This is a genomic window from Candidatus Methylomirabilota bacterium (genome assembly GCA_028870115.1).
Lineage (GTDB): Bacteria > Methylomirabilota > Methylomirabilia > Methylomirabilales > Methylomirabilaceae > Methylomirabilis.
On the sequence record JAGWQH010000029.1, the window covers coordinates 13,892 to 30,351 of the forward strand.

Consider the following 16,460-nt stretch of genomic DNA (forward strand, 5'->3'; position numbering starts at 1 on the left):
GGCAGGCCTCATATCCGGCTGTATACTCCAATGAGGGGCATATTCGGGATCATCCGACGATCGAAGAGGTCAAACGCCGCTTCTCCAAGCGATTCGATCGACTGCCGGGCGCGCTCAACCTGCGCCAGAAACTGATCCAGCTCTACGCCGCATCGATCCGAACCATACCTCTTAACCTTTTCAATCCCTTCCTGCAGGAGGAAGAGGGCGCCCCTGATGTTGTTGTTCTCCAGATGGTGAAACCCGACTGCAATCTGGATAAGTCCCTGCAAGAGAAGACGCGCACCCTCGGCTTCCGTGAGCCATACCGCCTCGAGGACCTCGTGCACCTCGAAGAACAGGCTCTCATTAAAGAGGTACGCAGCCTCTTCTAGCGACCGCTCCACCTGGCTGGCCGAGCGAGACCTCCGTCGTGACACCCGCTCTAACACCCGGCAGTAGGCGTCAATCCTGTCAGTTACAGCGGACAGCTCCGCTTGCAGCGCCTCTCCGAAGGCCAGCTGAGCCTGCCCGCTCTCCTGGGCAAGGGTGCGTAACAAACGAGCCGCAAGCAGCTCATCGATCGCCTCGGCTGCAGTCATCCCAATCCCGACCTCACCGAACGTCCGTTCTGCCGTCTTGACCAGCGCATCACGGCTCACCCCGGCCTGTCCCTGCCCGCTGAGCATATCCCCAAACGAGCGGAGCAGGTACAGCGGCGCAGCCCGGTTGTCCATTTGGAGCGCGTTACTCAACAACTCGCTCAGCCGGTCGCGGAGGTCAATACTCCGGATCGGCGGCGGGATAGTCCGCATCACACATCCGACGGCCTGCTTGGACCGGTCTCCAGCGCCCAAAGCGTTTCAGGTGCCTCCTGGGTTTCGCTTGGCCATCTCCTCTTCGCGCAAGGTACGACGGAGCACCTTCCCTACGAGTGTCTTCGGCAACTCCTGCCTGAACTCGACCAAGGTGGGCACCTTGTGCTTTGCCATTCTCTGCTTGCAAAAGTCGATGATCTCCTGCTCAGTGGCGCGCTCGCCCTCTTTCAGAACGACATAGACCTTCACTGTCTCGCCACGGTATGGGTCAGGCAGGCCCACCGCTACCGCCTCTTTGACCCCTGGATGCTCATACAACGGTTCTTCAACCTCCCGGGGATAGACGTTAAAGCCGCCCGCGATGATCATCTCTTTTTTACGATCTACGATGGTGAAGTAGCCCTGCTCATCCATATAGCCGATATCGCCCGTATACAACCATCCATCTCGGAGTACCATGGCGGTTTCGCTCGGCTGATTCCAATACTCTGCCATCACCTGGGGGCCCTTGACCGCTACCTCGCCGATCTCCTTTGGCGGCAGTGTGCGCTCACCGGTCTCCAGATCCACGATTTTGGCGTCAGTGTCCGGGAGCGGCAGGCCGATCGTCCCGGCCTTCCTGGCGCCAAAAAGCGGGTTGGCGTGCGTGACCGGAGAGGCCTCAGTCAGCCCGTACCCCTCCACAAGGCGAGCGCCGGTCAATGCCTCGAACCTGTTGGCCACCTCAATCGGCAATGGCGCCGCCCCGCTCAAGCAGGCCTTGATCGAATGGAGGTTGTATCTGCCGACTTCCGGGTAATTATTGATAGCCACGTACATCGTCGGGACACCGGGGAAGAAGGTGGGCCGATACTTGGCAATTGTTTCCAGGACTTCCTGCACCTTGAATTGCGGCAAGAGCACCATCGTGTGGCCCAGCGAGATGCAGAGATTCATTACTACCGTCATCCCATAGACGTGGAAGAACGGGATCGCCCCAAGGAAGACCTCAGCTTTACCGCTTTCCCTTTCGGCTGAGCGCGGGGCAGGCCCTTCGACAGGGCTCAGGGCAGGCTTCACCAGCCACGCGGCGGTCTGTACCGTGTTGCCTACCAGGTTCCTGTGCGTGAGCATCGCTCCCTTGGCCAAGCCTGTCGTGCCCCCGGTGTACTGCAGCAGCGCCGGGTCGTCAGAGCCGACCGTGGTTGCGGGGGGCTTCGCGGGAGCAGAGGCCAGCATCTCCGCAAACCACTCCGTCCCAGGCTTTCGCTCTACTAGGGGTCGGTGTCCTTGCTGCTTTTCCTTCAGAAGAGTGAAGAGCAGCCGGAGCATGGGCGGGAAAAACTCCTTGATATTCGTCACAATGATCCGCTTGAGGCCGGTCTTTGGGGCGACCTCTTTGACGAGCGGGTAGAGCTTCGACAACACAACGATGGTTTCGGCGCCGGAATCGTTCAGTTGGTGCTCCAACTCTCGTGTGGAGTAGAGCGGGCTGGTCGAGACCGCGAGACCTCCTGCCCGCAAGGTACCGTAATAGGCGATGACCATCTGGGGGCAGTTCGGGAGAAAGAGCGAGACCCTGTCACCCTTCGCCAGCCCGCGGTCTGCGAGAGCGGCAGCAAACCGTGTGGCGGCCTCGTCCAGGGCTCGATAGGTCAGTCTCCTGCCATAGAAGATGATCGCTGTTCGATCCGGATACTTCTGGGCGGAGGTTGATAGAAAGCGGTGGAGCGGGATATCGGGATATTCGAGGCGCGTTGGAACCCACGGGTCATAGTAGGCGAACCAGGGTCGGTCAAAGTCTTGATTCGTGGCAGCAACCGTGCCCGCCATTCCGTACTCCTTCAACTTCCAGTACCCTTGTTTCCTGTTGACGCCATGGCCGCTCCCTGGATACGAAGCCTTTGAATAGTCGTTGATGCCTTATTGGAATTATCGAGGACCCTCAGAAGCGGCCAGTTGGTTCTGGAATCATTCCGCCCCTTCAATAGACTCAGATGTTGACAGGCTCAGGATTGGTGCGCCACAGATGAGCACCTCTTTAAGATAGCGTAAGGCAGCGAGAATTCGCAACCAGAAATCGTGCGTCGCACGCATCAGAACCCGACGCCTGAAACCCGTTTCCGATATCCGGCCATGACGATCATGCGGCAAACAAAAGGATGGTGGCTACTATCACGGCGACAATCGCACCGATCAGGAGAATAAACGGCCAGGCGGTCCGGTTCGGATCGTTGGGTGTTGAGCCGAAGGCCATGACTATCCTCAATCGAGGCCGCTGAGGCCGGCCTGAAGCGACCGCTTACTTCCAGCGCGGCAGCGTTGGGCGGGGCTGGCCGCGCTCAGCCAGGGCACGACGCAGCAGGTCGGGTCTATCAGTGATGATACCGTCGGCTCCCAGATCGATAAAGTGGCGCATCCGAGCAGGCTCGTTGACTACCCACACTACAAGCTGAAGCCCGGCGGCGCGGCAGGCATCGATCTCTGTTTTCGTGACAAGATTGCACTCGAGAGCCATGGCGTCTGCCTTGCTGGGGAGCGCTACTGTCGACATCGACATGGGCCGTCCCACGAGCAAGGCGGCTGTCCGAAGGCTTGGCTCCAGCTCCTTCAGTCTTACGAGCGCATGATGGTCGAACGACGCGACGGCTACCTGCTCAATAGCCTGATGCTCACGCAGGACCGCTACTACGCGCTCCTCGATGCCGCGAAAGAAGGCCGACCCCGCCTTGACTTCAAGCGCAAGCGGGACCTGTCCGCCGAAACGATCGAGAACCTCAGCGAGGGTCGGGATCCGTTGACCGGTAAAGCGTTCACCGAACCAGCGACCGGCATCCAGCCGCTTGAGCTCCTTGAGGCTCAGCGCATGGACCGGTCCCCGGCCATCGGTGGTTCGGTCCAGCGTATAATCGTGAATAACGACCAGCTCGTCATCGCGACTGACATGCAGGTCCAGCTCGATGGCGTCAGCTTCCAGGTCGATCGCTTTTTCAAAGGCTGCCATCGTATTCTCTGGCGCCAGCGCTGAGGCTCCTCGATGCGCGACGTTCAGCGTCATGGTCCTCCTCTTGATCTCACGTCCCATCCGGCTATCGGTCTGCCATAGTGACTAGACTGCCAGGACCAGCTTGCCGAACAGCTTGCGGTCTTCCATCGCGCATTGCGCCGCTGTGGCATCCTTGAGCGGGAAGATCCGATCTACTACCGGTTTGAGTGTCCCGCGCGCTATCTCCCGTACGATGTGTAACAGATCAGCCTTGGGACCCATGAAGCCGCCCATAATCGATGCCTGTCGCATGAAGAGGTATCGAATGTCGGTCTGGGCCAGGTGGCCTGCTGTGGCGCCGCAGGTGACCAGTCGGCCCCCGGTGGCCAGAACCGGAATCAGCTTCTCGAAAACCGCGCCGCCCACATGCTCGAAGATTACGTCGATTCCTCGCTTGGCCGTAAGGCGCCGCACCTCGGCGACCAGATCCTGGCTGGCATAGTTGATCCCGTCGTCAGCGCCTAGCTCCTTGGCCTTGTCAAGCTTCTCGTCGTTGCCGGCGACCGCAATGACGCGAGCGCCGAACAGCTTAGCGATTTGGATAGCGGCGCTTCCAACCCCGCTTCCCGCCCCCATCACCAGCACCTCGTCATCCCTTTTCACGTGCGCGAGATTGATGAGCATATTCCAGGCGGTCAGAAACGTGAGCGGGAACGCTGCCGCGGCCTCGAAGCTCATCCCGTCAGGCATCGGCAGGATGTTTACCTCGGGAACCTTCACGTACTCCGCGTATCCACCGTCGATCCGGTAACCGCCCACGATTTCGTAGGAGCGGCAGAGATTGTCGCGTCCCGACAAGCAGCAGGCGCACCGGCCACAACTCACCCCAGGTGAGACAACTACTCGTTGACCGGGTGTGATGTGGGTCACGATACTTCCCACTGCCGCCACCTCACCGGCGATATCGGAACCGGAGATGTGAGGGAGGGGAATCTGCATCCCCAGCATCCCTTTCCGGCACCAGAGATCCAGGTGATTCAGGGCGCATGCCTTGACCTTTACCAGCACCTCATGGGGGGCGATGATGGGATCGGGGGCGTCTTCGTACCTGAGAACCTCAGGTCCGCCGTGCTCATGAAATCGCACCGCTTTCATCGAATGGCCTCTCTGATACTGAACAGCGTCATGCTGCGTCTTCCTCGCAACCTAAAACCCGTCACAGGCGTTAACCTAGTCGATCCGGTAGTGGCAGCCGCGGCTGATACGGCATTCCATGGCTGCCAGCAGGACAACCAGCGCCGTTTGAATACCGTTGCGCAGGCCAACCATCGCGTCGGTCACTTCAGCTTTCTCGTAGAATCTCAAGATCTCAAGACTCAGCTCTCGCAGAATTTCATGGGCTCGATTCAGCCGTTTGGCACTGCGAATGAGTCCTACGTAGTTCCACATCGTCTGTTGAATGCTGAGCCAGTCCTGAGCGATCAGCGCCGGATCAACCGGTTCGCGCTCATACCGCCAGAGCGCAATCTGGGGAAAATAATACTCCTCATTCCCTGCAATGAGCGCTGCGGCCTGAGCGCCGGCCCGGGTTCCCCACACCAGACATTCCAGCAGGGACGTACTGGCCAGACGATTCGCGCCGTGCAACCCAGAACAGGCGACCTCACCAACGGCGCGCAGGCGATGCAGATTCGATCGACCCCACTCATCAACAGCTACGCCGCCGCAACTGTAATGCGCGGCCGGGACGACGGGAATGGGCTCTTTGGTCATGTCGATTCCGCGCTTCAGACAGTGCGCATAAATTCCGGGAAATCGCTCGCGGACCTCGTTGGTCGGCTTGTGAGAGATGTCGAGGTAGGCGCACGACTCGCCTGATTCCAACATCATCTGATGAATTCCGCGCGCGACAATATCTCGCGGTGCCAGCGATCCATCGGGGTGATAATCGGTCATGAATTCTCGGCCCTTGCCGTCCACCAGACGGGCGCCTTCGCCTCGCATCGCTTCAGAGATGAGGAACCGGCCGCTGGGATGGAAGAGCGTGGTAGGGTGGAACTGGACGTACTGCATATTGATGCAACGGGCGCCGGCCCGGTAGGCCATCGCAATACCATCACCGCGGGCGCCGGCAGGATTCGTAGTATGCAGAAAGACGCGGCCAAGTCCGCCCGTCGCCAGAATCGTCTCCTTCGCGAGGATGGGAAAGATCTCGCCGCTTGCCTGGTCCAGCGCGTACGCCCCGATGCATGTCTGGGGCTTATAGACATCCAGGGGTTCGACCGAATGGTGAGAAATCGTGAGCAGATCGACGGCGGTGGTCGCACAAAGCAGCTTGATCCCGGGATAAAGGGCCATTCTTTCGATGAACGCGCGCTGGATCGCCGATCCGGTCCGATCCTTATGATGCAGGATACGTGGAAGCGAATGCGCGGCCTCGGCAGTCAGATCCCATCGGGTCGAATTCTCCGACGACTCGTCGAACGGAACCCCAAGCTCATCAATGAGGATCTCCTCTACCAGCCGTGGGCCTTCGCGACTGACCAGCAGCGCTGCTTCGGGCGAACTCAGACCGGCGCCGGCAGCGAGAATATCGGCTACCAGCTTGCGAGGGGAGTCATCCGCGCCTTGATAGATAATGCCGCCTTGGGCCCAGAAGGTACTGCTCTCCTCCGGGTGAGGTGACCGCGTGAGCAGCGTGACATCAATACCCTGTTTAGCCGCCGCCAGCGCCGCAGCACATCCTGCGAGGCCGCTGCCGATGATCAGAATGTCCGTCTTCATGCGGGGTAGATCTTAAAGCTCATGTCAACGGCCGGAGCGGCATGAGTCAATGCTCCGATAGAGATCCAATCGGCGCCGGCCTCCGCGAATGCTCGAACATTGTCGAGGGTCATGCCGCCTGACGCCTCGACCACGATCTTCTTGCCGCGCTCGTGAGCGCGTACGCAGGCCACCGCCTGTCGAACCATCTCAGGAGTCATGTTATCGAGGAGGACGGCATCAAGGTCGTACCGAAGGGCTTCCTGCAGCTCGTCGAGTGTGGTGACCTCCACCTCAAACCGGTGCGAGCGGCTCTCATGTTCCCGGGCTGTTTCAGTGGCTGCGCGGATACCGCCGGCCAGCCTGATGTGATTATCCTTGATCAAGATCGCGTCATCAAGCCCAAAGCGGTGATTGATCCCACCGCCGACGGTGACCGCATACTTCTCAAATACCCGCAGCCCTGGCGTTGTTTTTCGTGTGTCGAGAATTTTTGCATCTGTTCCGCGGACAGCCTCGACGAACCGTCTTGTCAGCGTGGCGATTCCGCAGAGCCGCTGAAGCAGGTTTGTAGCCACACGCTCGCCGGTCAGCAGCGCCCTGGCCTGACCTCGAAGGGATGCTGCCCTATCGCCTTCGCAGAGCTCATCACCGTCACGATGCCGGTTTTCAACCACTACGCCTTGATCTAAAAGGGTGAGGGCCTCGATCGCCAGCTCGATCCCAGCCAGCACGAGAGGCGCTTTGGCGATAAAATGGCCGGTTGCCTTTTGATCGGGCGGGACAATCGCGAGGGTCGTCACATCACCCCGACCGATGTCTTCCTCAAGAAATCGCTTGAGGGCCTCTCGGCGGCTGATCCGAACGACGGATAGGGGCATGGTGGTAAAGGAGAGACAGCTCTAACTCATGTCCAGCATACGCTGGATCGGCCGTAGGGCACGAAGCCGCAGCTCTTCATCAAGCGTAATTTCCGGCGCACGGTGCTTCATGCACAGGTACAGTTTCTCCATGGTGTTGAGCCGCATGTGGGGGCACTGGTTGCAGGCGCAATCCCCATCCGGAGGGGCTGGAATAAATGTCTTGTCCAGGCAGGCCTTCTCCATCTGATGAATGATGCCGGGCTCGGTCGCGATAATGAATTCCGTGTCAGCGCTCTGCTTCACGTAATTCAGGAGTCCGCTCGTTGAGCCGATGTAGTCGGCATGCTGAAGCACGCCTGCTTCGCACTCGGGATGGGCGAGCACCTTGGCATGAGGATGGTGCAGCATAAGCTGTACGAGCTTCTTCTCAGAGAACGTCTCGTGCACCACACAGGTGCCGGGCCACAATGTCAGATTACGGCCGGTCTTTTTAATCAGATAGCGGCCCAAGTTCTGATCGGGCGCAAAGAGAATCGGCTGCTCCTTCGGGATCTGGTTGATGATCCTTTCTGCGTTGCTCGAGGTACAGATGATATCGCTCATTGCTTTAATCTCAGCAGTGCAATTGATATAGCTGATAACGATGTGGTCCGGATAGTTTTGCCGAAAGCGTCCGAAGAGAGGCGCGGGGCATCCTTCCGCTAGCGAGCAACCCGCCTGTAAATCGGGGAGCAGCACCTGCTTCGAGGGGTTCAGGATCTTTGCGGTCTCCGCCATAAAGTGAACGCCGGCGAAGACGATCACCTCAGCGCTTGTCTTTGCGGCCTGTTGGGAAAGTTGCAGGCTATCGCCGATGACATCAGCGACATCCTGAATTTCAGAGTCTTGGTAGTAATGCGCTAGCACCACCGCATGTAAATCTTTTTTCAGCCGCTCGATCTCTTCTTCCAGATCAAGCAGAGCGCTCACCTCAGTTGCTTCTGCAAGCCCACCCACTTTCATCTCTCAACTCCATGAGTGCGATTTGTCGCTTGGTAAAAAAGTATAACACAGATGGAGTGCAATGCGGAGCGGAAGTTTCGAACCATTCTAGTTGTGGAAACCAACCAACTCCTGGTAATTGAAGCGAGAACCCTTCTTCGTGAGGATTTGTGGGTTCCGCGCCGTCACATGGCGGACTGCAAACCCGCACTTCTTGCAACGCTTATAAATGAAACTCCAGCCTTCTTCGTGCTGTTCCACCCCAATCTGCTCCATTTTAGAGTAACAGCATGGACCCGGCGTGAGTGGTGAAATAATCCGCTTAGGATAATTATTAGTCGGCCTTTTTTGGTTTGTGTACTCGATGATGGTTGCCATCTGTTTACCCTCGTAGCATGAACTATCGTCCGTGTTCTATATACCCACATCGCGCAACTGCTGTTATCTCATGAAGGAGGCTACCGACTGTCCCAAGTTTCTTCGGTTGTACAACATTATGCAAAATATGACGTGGAGATCGGCGTATTCGTTTAAGCCGGAAGCGGCAATCTGCGATTAACATACATTCGGACATACTTTTTCAACTCCTTAAGGCAGCGTTCCAAGGTACTGATATCCTTTTTTACCTTCGCGAGCAGTATTGCTCCCTCGACGGAAGCGATGACGAACTGGGCTAACGCTTGAAGATCCGCATGACCTGTAAGCTGTCCGCCCGCCTTGGCTTTTTGCAGAACACCTTCCACCTGAACACTCCAGCCATCAAACACATCTTGAAACTTCTTTCGAAATTCTTCGTGGATATCACTCAATTCCATAGCCATGTTACCTAAGCGGCATCCGCCGGCGCAGTTTCGCCTTCGATGTATTTCAAGAAGTATATCCAGGAAATCATCCAGTTGAGTCACAGCATCTCTATTATTTCCGAAGGCTTTACCCGTCACCTCTTCTGAAAACCGCCTGAAGTTATCCTTAACGATGGCATAGCCCAGCTCTTCTTTACTTCTAAAATAGTAATAAAAATTCCCTTTCCCGACCCCACTCTCCTTTAAGATCTCCCCAATACTCGTATGGTTAAAACCCCTGAGATGGATCAGACGAGCTGCGACCTCGATAATGTGCTCTTTAGTATTGGCCATGATTCCCCTCAAACAAACCGACCGGTTAGTACATTAAAACTCTAGCCCAAATGGGCTACATCAGTCAAGAAAGAATTGAGTTCAGGCCAGCAGGGCGAGTACCCGACCTACCGCTGACACTTATTAGAGAGGGAAAGTCAGCAGATGCTGAAAAGGATGGAGTAGAGAGGGGGCCTCTGGGGGGTAGCGGAGGCCCCCTCTCTACTCCCTTAGACCCCAGTGGGCCGTGTTGGGGCAATGGTCGCCAGCTGAACGATCCTGCGATGATGCGCCTCTTTCGTGCGGCGAATTGCAGTAACCGCCACCAACGACCATAGGAAAGTCAATGACAGTGTGCTGTTTTTCAAAACCACTCTGACTCCTTGGTTCGAATCCGGGTACTGTTTCTTACCCGGTTTACACAGCTTATAGTAAGCAACAAGCGTGCCACATCACATCTTGGCGGCTGCGCCTGTTATACAACGAAGAATCAGACGTAATCTTATTGATTTATTTGCCTGAGGCGAGATTTGGCGAAGAGGTGAAATCTGCTGGGCTACAAAGACGCATCAGAAAAAAGTACCTAATGGGGTACTAGAAAAATCAAGAGGGTTACACGGAGGATAACTAGTCAGCTGCATCAAGAGTGGCCTTTTTCGGCCAGGCTCGATCCCCCTCCGGAGCAACCGAACGAGCTTGGCCAGATAGGTGCGGTTAAGTCTAAGAAGTTCTGCGTGAACTCCTTGACAGCCTTCGTAGAACTCTTCGCCTCCGAACGATTTACGGTGCGAGCCCACGATGACTTGGAGGGCAGGTCTTCCGGCTGATTCTTCTTTACAATCTTCGAGTTATTGTGCTATTTTCGCCTTACAGTAAGGAGGTGAAACTATGTCTGGCCATTCTAAGTGGGCGGGCATCAAACACAAGAAGGCGAAGGTGGATGCCCAGCGGGGCCGAACCTTTACCAAGATTATTCGCGAGATCACCGTAGCTGCCAGGGTGGGTGGCGGCGACCCGGATGGCAATCCTCGCCTTCGATTGGCGATCGAAAAGGCCAAGGCTGTCAATATGCCCCAGGACAACATCCAGCGAGGCATCCTGAAGGGGACGGGTGAGCTGCCTGGCACCTCCTACGAGGAGTATATCTATGAGGGGTACGGGCCAGGAGGCGTCGCCGTCTTGCTGGAGGTCGTGACCGATAATAAGAACCGAACCGCCCCGGAGATCCGTAAGGCGTTTTCGAAATACGGGGGCAACCTGGGAGAATCGGGATGCGTGGCGTGGATGTTTGAAAAGAAGGGGCTGATTCAAGTAGAAGCGGCCGCTGCCGATGAGGATCGGCTGCTGGGCGTTGCGCTGGAGGCGGGTGCCGAGGATGTTCGGCGGTCGGATGACATCTTCGAGGTAATCACCGCGCCACGAGACCTGGAGCGGGTTAAGGAGTCCCTGACAAAAGGAAAGATCGAGATCACCGAGGGGGAGGTGACCATGCTTCCACAGAGCACTGTCAGGCTGGACGGGAAGCAGGCGCAGCAGATGCTCCAGTTGATGGAAACACTTGAAGAGCATGATGACGTCCAGAATGTGTACGCGAACTTCGACATCCCCGAAGAGATCATGGCGGCAGTAACCGGCTAGGCCTGTGGTGTGCTCTGTCGAACCATTGGATCGCCCGATGATGACGACGGAACTGCTGTGCTGGTCTTAGGGGTTGATCCAGGGGCCAGCGCGACCGGCTACGGGATAGTGGCTCGCAGTGATGGTATCTTGCGAGCCGTCGAATACGGCAGCATCATCACCACGTCTGCCGACCCCTTTCCTTCCCGCCTGCAACAGATCTTCAGCCGCCTGGCCGAGTTGATCCGTTATTATCAGCCGGAGTGGGCAGCAATCGAAAGTCTCATCTTCGCGAAAAATGTACAAAGCGCGTTCAAGCTAGGCCAGGCGAGAGGGGTCGCGATTCTGGCTGCCGCACAGAGCGGACTTGCCATCGCGGAATACACCCCGCTGCAGGTGAAAAGCGCGGTAACCGGGTATGGCGCTGCGGGCAAACGCCAGGTCCAGCAGATGGTCGAATCGCTCCTTGGGCTCGAAGCGCCGGTCTGTTCGACCGACGCCGCCGATGCGCTGGCCGTGGCCATTTGTCATCACCATTCGGCCCGACTCCTGCATCTCACGAGAGGCAGAGAACGGTGATCGCAGCGCTCCGCGGGCTGTTGGTGTCCAAGGATCCAGGGCAGATTGTGGTTGATGTGAACGGGGTCGGCTACCAGGTCTTTATCCCTCTTTCGACGTACTATCAGCTCCCGGAGATCCAACAGGAGGTGTGCCTTCGTGTGTACACGCATGTCCGCGAGGATGCCATCCAACTGTACGGGTTTCATGCTCTCGAAGAGAAGATAACGTTCGAGTTGCTGACGGGAGTGTCCGGGATCGGGCCTCGCCTCGCAGCCAATATCCTGTCAGGAATTGCGGTGGAGGAGTTTATCCCGGCCATCCTGGAGGGCGATATTGCAAGGCTCAAGGCGATTCCAGGAGTGGGTCGGAAAACGGCCGAGCGGATCATCCTGGAATTGAAGGACAAGGTGCTGGGGGTTCCTCGCGCGGGTCGAGTCGTGGTTGCCCACCAGCCGAGCCCGGAACGAGATCGGACCATCGAGGATGTCGTCTCCGCGCTGCTGAATCTGGGCTGCAGCCGCAAAGAGGCCTCGGCGGCGGCAGACGCGGCGCATCACGCCGTTGGCGACGGGGCGGACTTTGAACAGTTCGTCAAGCAGGCGCTGAAACATCTCTCCGAAGGAACGGGGAAGCGGCTATGACATCGGCGAAACAGAAGCAGGAGAGCGGGCGAGAACGGGTGGCGAATCGGCAGCTTCAGGACGAGGATCAGGAGCTCGAACAAAGCCTGCGCCCAAAAGCCTGGGATGACTACATTGGCCAGGAAAAGGTCAAGGCGAACCTCCAGGTCTTCGTACAGGGGGCCAAAGCGCGAAGGGAGCCCCTGGACCACCTGCTTTTCTACGGCCCGCCGGGACTTGGCAAGACCTCTCTCGCCTTTATGATCGCCTCGGAGATGGGGGTGAGCATCCGGGTTACCTCCGGACCGGTGATCGAACGACAGAAAGACCTGGCGGCAATCCTCTCCAGCCTCAGAGAACAGGATGTGCTGTTCATCGACGAGATCCACCGGCTGAATCCTCTGGTCGAAGAGACCCTCTACCCGGCAATGGAAGATTACCGGTTGGACCTGATCATCGGTCAAGGACCGAGCGCGCAGACCTACCGGCTGAAACTGCCGCGTTTCACCTTGATCGGAGCCACGACTCGCGCCGGACTTCTGGCCTCGCCTTTGTTCAACCGGTTCGGTGTAGTCCAGCGCCTGGACTTTTACGATGAGACCGACCTCTTTCGGATCGTCCTGCGATCGGCACAGATCCTGGGGGTGTCGATCATGGAGGACGGCGCGTGGGAAATCGCGCGGCGCTCCCGTGGAACGCCCCGCGTTGCCAATCGTCTGCTGCGGCGTGTCAGGGACTTCGCCCAGGTGCTGGGGGATGGCGTCATCACTCGTGAAGTCGCGCAGAGCGCGCTGGAACGGCTCGAGGTCGATACTAACGGTTTCGACGAGATGGATCGGCGGATCCTGCATACCATCATCGAAAAGTTTGCCGGCGGGCCGGTAGGAATCGAGACGATCGCAGTCGCTGTGGGAGAGGAAAAAGATACCATCGAAGACGTGTACGAGCCGTTTCTGATCCAGCAAGGGTTTCTAGCCAGGACTCCAAGGGGCCGCACCGTGACTCGCCTGGCTTTTGATCACTTCAAGCTCCCCCGCCCGGCCGAGGTGCAGGGCGAGTTATGGCACGGGTAACGGGGGCGCTCGACATCGCTGGAGGCGGAGGAGCAGTGCAGGGGCTGGATTCACTCGCCAGGATGTTGATCCTGTTCGGTCTCGTTCTGGCCGCCATAGGGGGACTCCTTCTGTTCATCGGTAAGGTCCCTTTCATCGGGAAGCTCCCAGGCGACATCTATATCCAACGCAAAAACTTCTCATTCTATTTTCCGCTCACGACCTCAATACTCTTGAGTATCCTCCTGACCATACTCTTTTCGCTCTTTCGCCGCCGGTGAGCGGCGACGATACCGCCAGGAGCTGACACCACCTGTGCCTATTTCGCTTCGGACAGCCGATTTTGACTACACCCTGCCCCCCGAGCTGATTGCCCAGACGCCCGCTCCCGAGCGCGATCGCTCGCGGCTCCTGGTCCTGGATCGGAGCACGGGCGCCCTGCAGGATCGGATCTTCCGCGATCTCCCGGAATATCTCGTTCCGGGAGACCTGTTGATCGTCAATGAAGCGAAGGTGATCCCCGCCAGGCTCTTCGGTCGATCCGAGCGGCGGTATCTTATCGAGGCGTTGCTCCTGTGTGAGGTTGACGCCGATCCCGGCTCAAGCCGTACTGGGACAGACTGTTGGGAGGCCTTAATCAAGCCATCCAAGCAGGTTCGGGCCGGCGACCGCATTACCTTGGCTAATGGTACGATCATGGCCGAGGTGATAGAGAAACGCGGTGAGGGGCGCCACCTGCTCAAGCTCGTCTATGACGGAAGACTTCCCGACCTCCTGTGGCGCTTCGGTCAGATGCCGGTTCCGCCGTACATCAAAAGACAGGGTACAAAATCCCCCCACTCCCCCTTTACAAAAGGGGGGTACGGGGGGATTTGGGGTGCAGAGCTGGATCACGAGCGGTACCAGACGGTATACGCCAAACATGAAGGGGCCATCGCGGCGCCCACGGCCGGCCTCCACTTTACGCCGGAACTGATTGAGACGCTCATGCAGCAGGGTGTCACCGTGACCCCGATTACCCTCTTTGTCGGCTCCGGTACGTTTCGTCCTATTCGAGTGCAGCAGATTGCACAACATCGGATGGAGCCGGAGCGCTATATCATTCCGGAGCAGACGGCTCTGGCAGTCAAGGTCGCGAGGAGAGAGGGGCGGAGGGTGATCGCGGTGGGGACGACGACCGTCCGGACTCTGGAGCATGCCGCAACGTTGGGCGAGATACGGGCTGGGACCGGCCTGGCAGACCTCTTTATCTACCCGGGCTATTGTTTTAAGAGTATCGACGCCCTCATCACTAACTTTCATCTGCCTTGCTCTACCCTCTTTATGCTGGTCTCTGCCTTCGCAGGTCGGGAGACTATGTTGGCTGCGTATCGCGAGGCTATTGCCGGGCGCTACCGTTTCTACTCCTACGGCGACGCGATGTTGATTGTGTGATGAGGCGGTCAGACGGCAATCCGCAATCAGTACTCCGCGGGTATTGATCGAGCCAAGAACTGAAAGCTGACCACTGAAGAGGAAAGCTTGTGACCTTCGAGTTATTGAAGATCGATGCTGCAACAGGCGCACGGCGGGGGCGGCTGAGGACACCCCACGGCACCGTGGAGACCCCTGTGTTCATGCCCTGCGGGACGGGAGGCGCAGTCAAGGCGCTCACACCCCATGAGCTTCAGGCTGACGGGGTACAGTTAGCTCTGTGTAACACGTACCACCTCTACCTGCGTCCCGGCCACCGACTCATTAAGGAGTTGGGCGGTTTGCACCGTTTCATGGCGTGGCCCGGCTCGATCCTCACCGATAGTGGGGGGTTTCAGGTCTATAGCCTGGCCCCATTACGCCGGATCTCGGAAAAGGGGGTAAGCTTTCGGTCTCATCTTGACGGATCACTTCACTTTCTTTCGCCGGAGCTCGCCATCGAAGTCCAAGAATCCCTCGGGGCGGATATCATCATGCCGCTTGACGAGTGCGCCCCCTATCCCTCGACCACCGAGTATCTTCAGCGATCACTGGAGCTGACGCTCAAGTGGGCAGAACGGTCTCGGGCGGCTCATCCCGATGGGCAATCGGCGCTGTTCGGTATTCTACAGGGAGGGACCGACAAGGCGCTGCGGGAACAGGCGGCCACAGCCCTGCAACAGATCGGCTTTGACGGCTATGCGTTAGGCGGCCTCGCTGTCGGCGAGCCGAAAGCTGTAATGTATGAGACCGTCGCTTATACTGCGCCGCTCCTACCCGCCGATCGGCCTCGCTACCTGATGGGGGTCGGAACGCCTGAGGATCTCGTAGAAAGCGTGATGCGGGGGGTAGACATGTTCGACTGCGTAATGCCCACCCGGCACGGCAGGACCGGAAGCCTGTTCACCAGCCAGGGTCGAATCAATATCAAGGGGGCGGTGTATGCGGCAGACGAGAGGCCGCCCGATCCCGCCTGTGATTGTTACACCTGTCGGCACTTCTCCCGCGCCTATCTCCGGCATCTCTTTGTGGCTGGCGAGATCCTTGGACTGCACTTGAACACGCTTCACAACCTTCATTTCTATGTTGCGCTTATGCAGCAGATCCGCCAGGCTATCGAAGATGGGAGCCTTGCCGCACTCCGGACAAGGTTTCTTGAGAGGAGTGACGCGCTGAATCGCGACGAAACTGTAGCATAACAGAACACAACTACGAGGAGGTTAGAAAATGGGAACGGCGTATGCGCAACAGGGCCCTCCATCTGGAGGTGGAACTGGAGGTATGCTTGCGGCTCTCCTCCCTCCAGTACTGATATTCGTTGTATTTTATCTCCTGATGATTCGTCCACAGCAAAAGAAGTCGCGAGAGCAAAAGGATATGCTCGACAAATTGAAAACCGGCGATCAGATCGTGACCACTGGAGGGTTGTACGGGACAATAATCAAGTTTGGCGAAGACAACCGGGTCAAGGTAAGGATCGCCGAAAATGTCACGGTTGAGATCGCGCGGAGCGCCATCACCGAGAAAGCCGGTGGAACGGCGGAGGTGGCGAAGGCCAAGGGCGATTAGGCTTGCGCCGACGCATTCCTTTTGACTGTATCCAGATCGCGTGAGGAAAGTGCACGGATTTGTCCGTTTTCTATCTGGAAGAAGAAAGGGTTGCGTCGGTTGTCA

17 protein-coding genes are annotated in these 16,460 nt (G+C 57.8%); 8 read left to right on the plus strand and 9 right to left on the minus strand.

The genetic code is table 11. The annotated features are described in order from the left end of the window. Nucleotides 1-8 precede the first annotated feature (8 nt). The 9 genes from KGL31_02775 to KGL31_02815 all read right to left on the minus strand — a co-directional run bounded on the left by KGL31_02775 (nt 9) and on the right by KGL31_02815 (nt 9,505). Nucleotides 9-836 carry a DUF309 domain-containing protein gene (locus KGL31_02775; protein MDE2320831.1) on the minus strand — a complete coding sequence of 276 codons (828 nt, stop codon included), beginning with the start codon at nt 834-836 and terminating at the stop codon, nt 9-11. Between the two features lie 6 nt (nt 837-842). After that, on the minus strand, nt 843-2,609 hold the full coding sequence (locus tag KGL31_02780) for a long-chain fatty acid--CoA ligase (protein ID MDE2320832.1): 1,767 nt from the start codon (nt 2,607-2,609) through the stop codon (nt 843-845). Between the two features lie 469 nt (nt 2,610-3,078). Then, entirely contained in the window at nt 3,079-3,834 is a 756-nt protein-coding gene (locus tag KGL31_02785) for a glycerophosphodiester phosphodiesterase (GenBank protein MDE2320833.1), read from the minus strand. A 51-nt stretch (nt 3,835-3,885) separates the two neighbouring features. Then, complete coding sequence (locus KGL31_02790) at nt 3,886-4,917, minus strand: zinc-binding dehydrogenase (GenBank protein MDE2320834.1); 1,032 nt, start codon at nt 4,915-4,917, stop codon at nt 3,886-3,888. A gap of 75 nt (nt 4,918-4,992) precedes the next feature. Beyond that, nucleotides 4,993-6,546 carry an L-aspartate oxidase gene (gene nadB, locus KGL31_02795; GenBank protein MDE2320835.1) on the minus strand — a complete coding sequence of 518 codons (1,554 nt, stop codon included), beginning with the start codon at nt 6,544-6,546 and terminating at the stop codon, nt 4,993-4,995. After that, nucleotides 6,543-7,406, minus strand: a complete 864-nt coding sequence (nadC, locus tag KGL31_02800; GenBank protein ID MDE2320836.1) for a carboxylating nicotinate-nucleotide diphosphorylase — start codon at nt 7,404-7,406, stop codon at nt 6,543-6,545. Before nadC ends, nadB begins: the two co-directional genes overlap by 4 nt. 21 nt (nt 7,407-7,427) lie before the next feature. Then, nucleotides 7,428-8,390, minus strand: coding sequence for a quinolinate synthase NadA (gene nadA / locus KGL31_02805; GenBank protein MDE2320837.1), 963 nt, complete (start codon nt 8,388-8,390; stop codon nt 7,428-7,430). Nucleotides 8,391-8,477: 87 nt separating this feature from the next. After that, nucleotides 8,478-8,747, minus strand: a complete 270-nt coding sequence (locus KGL31_02810; GenBank protein ID MDE2320838.1) for a hypothetical protein — start codon at nt 8,745-8,747, stop codon at nt 8,478-8,480. Between the two features lie 152 nt (nt 8,748-8,899). Continuing rightward, entirely contained in the window at nt 8,900-9,505 is a 606-nt protein-coding gene (locus KGL31_02815; GenBank protein MDE2320839.1) for a TetR family transcriptional regulator C-terminal domain-containing protein, read from the minus strand. A gap of 867 nt (nt 9,506-10,372) precedes the next feature. On the opposite strand from KGL31_02815, the gene KGL31_02820 reads away from it, so the two are divergent. The 8 genes from KGL31_02820 to yajC all read left to right on the plus strand — a co-directional run bounded on the left by KGL31_02820 (nt 10,373) and on the right by yajC (nt 16,355). Beyond that, nucleotides 10,373-11,122 (plus strand): YebC/PmpR family DNA-binding transcriptional regulator, encoded by a 750-nt coding sequence (locus KGL31_02820; GenBank protein MDE2320840.1) that lies wholly within the window; start codon nt 10,373-10,375, stop codon nt 11,120-11,122. Nucleotides 11,123-11,179: 57 nt separating this feature from the next. Next, the gene (ruvC, locus tag KGL31_02825) at nt 11,180-11,680 is read left to right on the plus strand and encodes a crossover junction endodeoxyribonuclease RuvC (protein MDE2320841.1); all 501 of its coding nucleotides are present in this window, start codon (nt 11,180-11,182) and stop codon (nt 11,678-11,680) included. Continuing rightward, a complete protein-coding gene (gene ruvA / locus KGL31_02830) occupies nt 11,677-12,303 on the plus strand; it encodes a Holliday junction branch migration protein RuvA (protein MDE2320842.1) in 627 nt (208 codons plus the stop codon). The genes ruvC and ruvA overlap by 4 nt, the downstream gene beginning before the upstream one ends. Before the next feature lie 38 nt (nt 12,304-12,341). Continuing rightward, a complete protein-coding gene (ruvB, locus tag KGL31_02835; protein ID MDE2320843.1) occupies nt 12,342-13,355 on the plus strand; it encodes a Holliday junction branch migration DNA helicase RuvB in 1,014 nt (337 codons plus the stop codon). A gap of 44 nt (nt 13,356-13,399) precedes the next feature. Beyond that, nucleotides 13,400-13,615, plus strand: a complete 216-nt coding sequence (locus KGL31_02840) for a DUF2905 domain-containing protein (protein ID MDE2320844.1) — start codon at nt 13,400-13,402, stop codon at nt 13,613-13,615. A gap of 34 nt (nt 13,616-13,649) precedes the next feature. Beyond that, complete coding sequence (gene queA / locus KGL31_02845) at nt 13,650-14,768, plus strand: tRNA preQ1(34) S-adenosylmethionine ribosyltransferase-isomerase QueA (GenBank protein MDE2320845.1); 1,119 nt, start codon at nt 13,650-13,652, stop codon at nt 14,766-14,768. Between the two features lie 89 nt (nt 14,769-14,857). Further along, nucleotides 14,858-15,985, plus strand: a complete 1,128-nt coding sequence (gene tgt, locus KGL31_02850; GenBank protein MDE2320846.1) for a tRNA guanosine(34) transglycosylase Tgt — start codon at nt 14,858-14,860, stop codon at nt 15,983-15,985. Between the two features lie 28 nt (nt 15,986-16,013). Next, on the plus strand, nt 16,014-16,355 hold the full coding sequence (gene yajC, locus KGL31_02855; GenBank protein ID MDE2320847.1) for a preprotein translocase subunit YajC: 342 nt from the start codon (nt 16,014-16,016) through the stop codon (nt 16,353-16,355). Nucleotides 16,356-16,460: the final 105 nt, after the last annotated feature.

What these genes read in the sequence shown, in the direction of transcription:
- KGL31_02785 (MDE2320833.1), bottom strand. Translation starts at nt 3,834, where the DNA reads ATGACGCTGAACGTCGCGCATCGAGGAGCCTCAGCGCTGGCGCCAGAG.
- nadB (MDE2320835.1), bottom strand. Translation starts at nt 6,546, where the DNA reads ATGAAGACGGACATTCTGATCATCGGCAGCGGCCTCGCAGGATGTGCT.
- KGL31_02820 (MDE2320840.1), top strand. Translation starts at nt 10,373, where the DNA reads ATGTCTGGCCATTCTAAGTGGGCGGGCATCAAACACAAGAAGGCGAAG.
- nadA (MDE2320837.1), bottom strand. Translation starts at nt 8,390, where the DNA reads ATGAAAGTGGGTGGGCTTGCAGAAGCAACTGAGGTGAGCGCTCTGCTT.
- yajC (MDE2320847.1), top strand. Translation starts at nt 16,014, where the DNA reads ATGGGAACGGCGTATGCGCAACAGGGCCCTCCATCTGGAGGTGGAACT.
- KGL31_02790 (MDE2320834.1), bottom strand. Translation starts at nt 4,917, where the DNA reads ATGAAAGCGGTGCGATTTCATGAGCACGGCGGACCTGAGGTTCTCAGG.
- KGL31_02815 (MDE2320839.1), bottom strand. Translation starts at nt 9,505, where the DNA reads ATGGCCAATACTAAAGAGCACATTATCGAGGTCGCAGCTCGTCTGATC.
- nadC (MDE2320836.1), bottom strand. Translation starts at nt 7,406, where the DNA reads ATGCCCCTATCCGTCGTTCGGATCAGCCGCCGAGAGGCCCTCAAGCGA.
- KGL31_02780 (MDE2320832.1), bottom strand. Translation starts at nt 2,609, where the DNA reads ATGGCGGGCACGGTTGCTGCCACGAATCAAGACTTTGACCGACCCTGG.
- KGL31_02810 (MDE2320838.1), bottom strand. Translation starts at nt 8,747, where the DNA reads ATGGCAACCATCATCGAGTACACAAACCAAAAAAGGCCGACTAATAAT.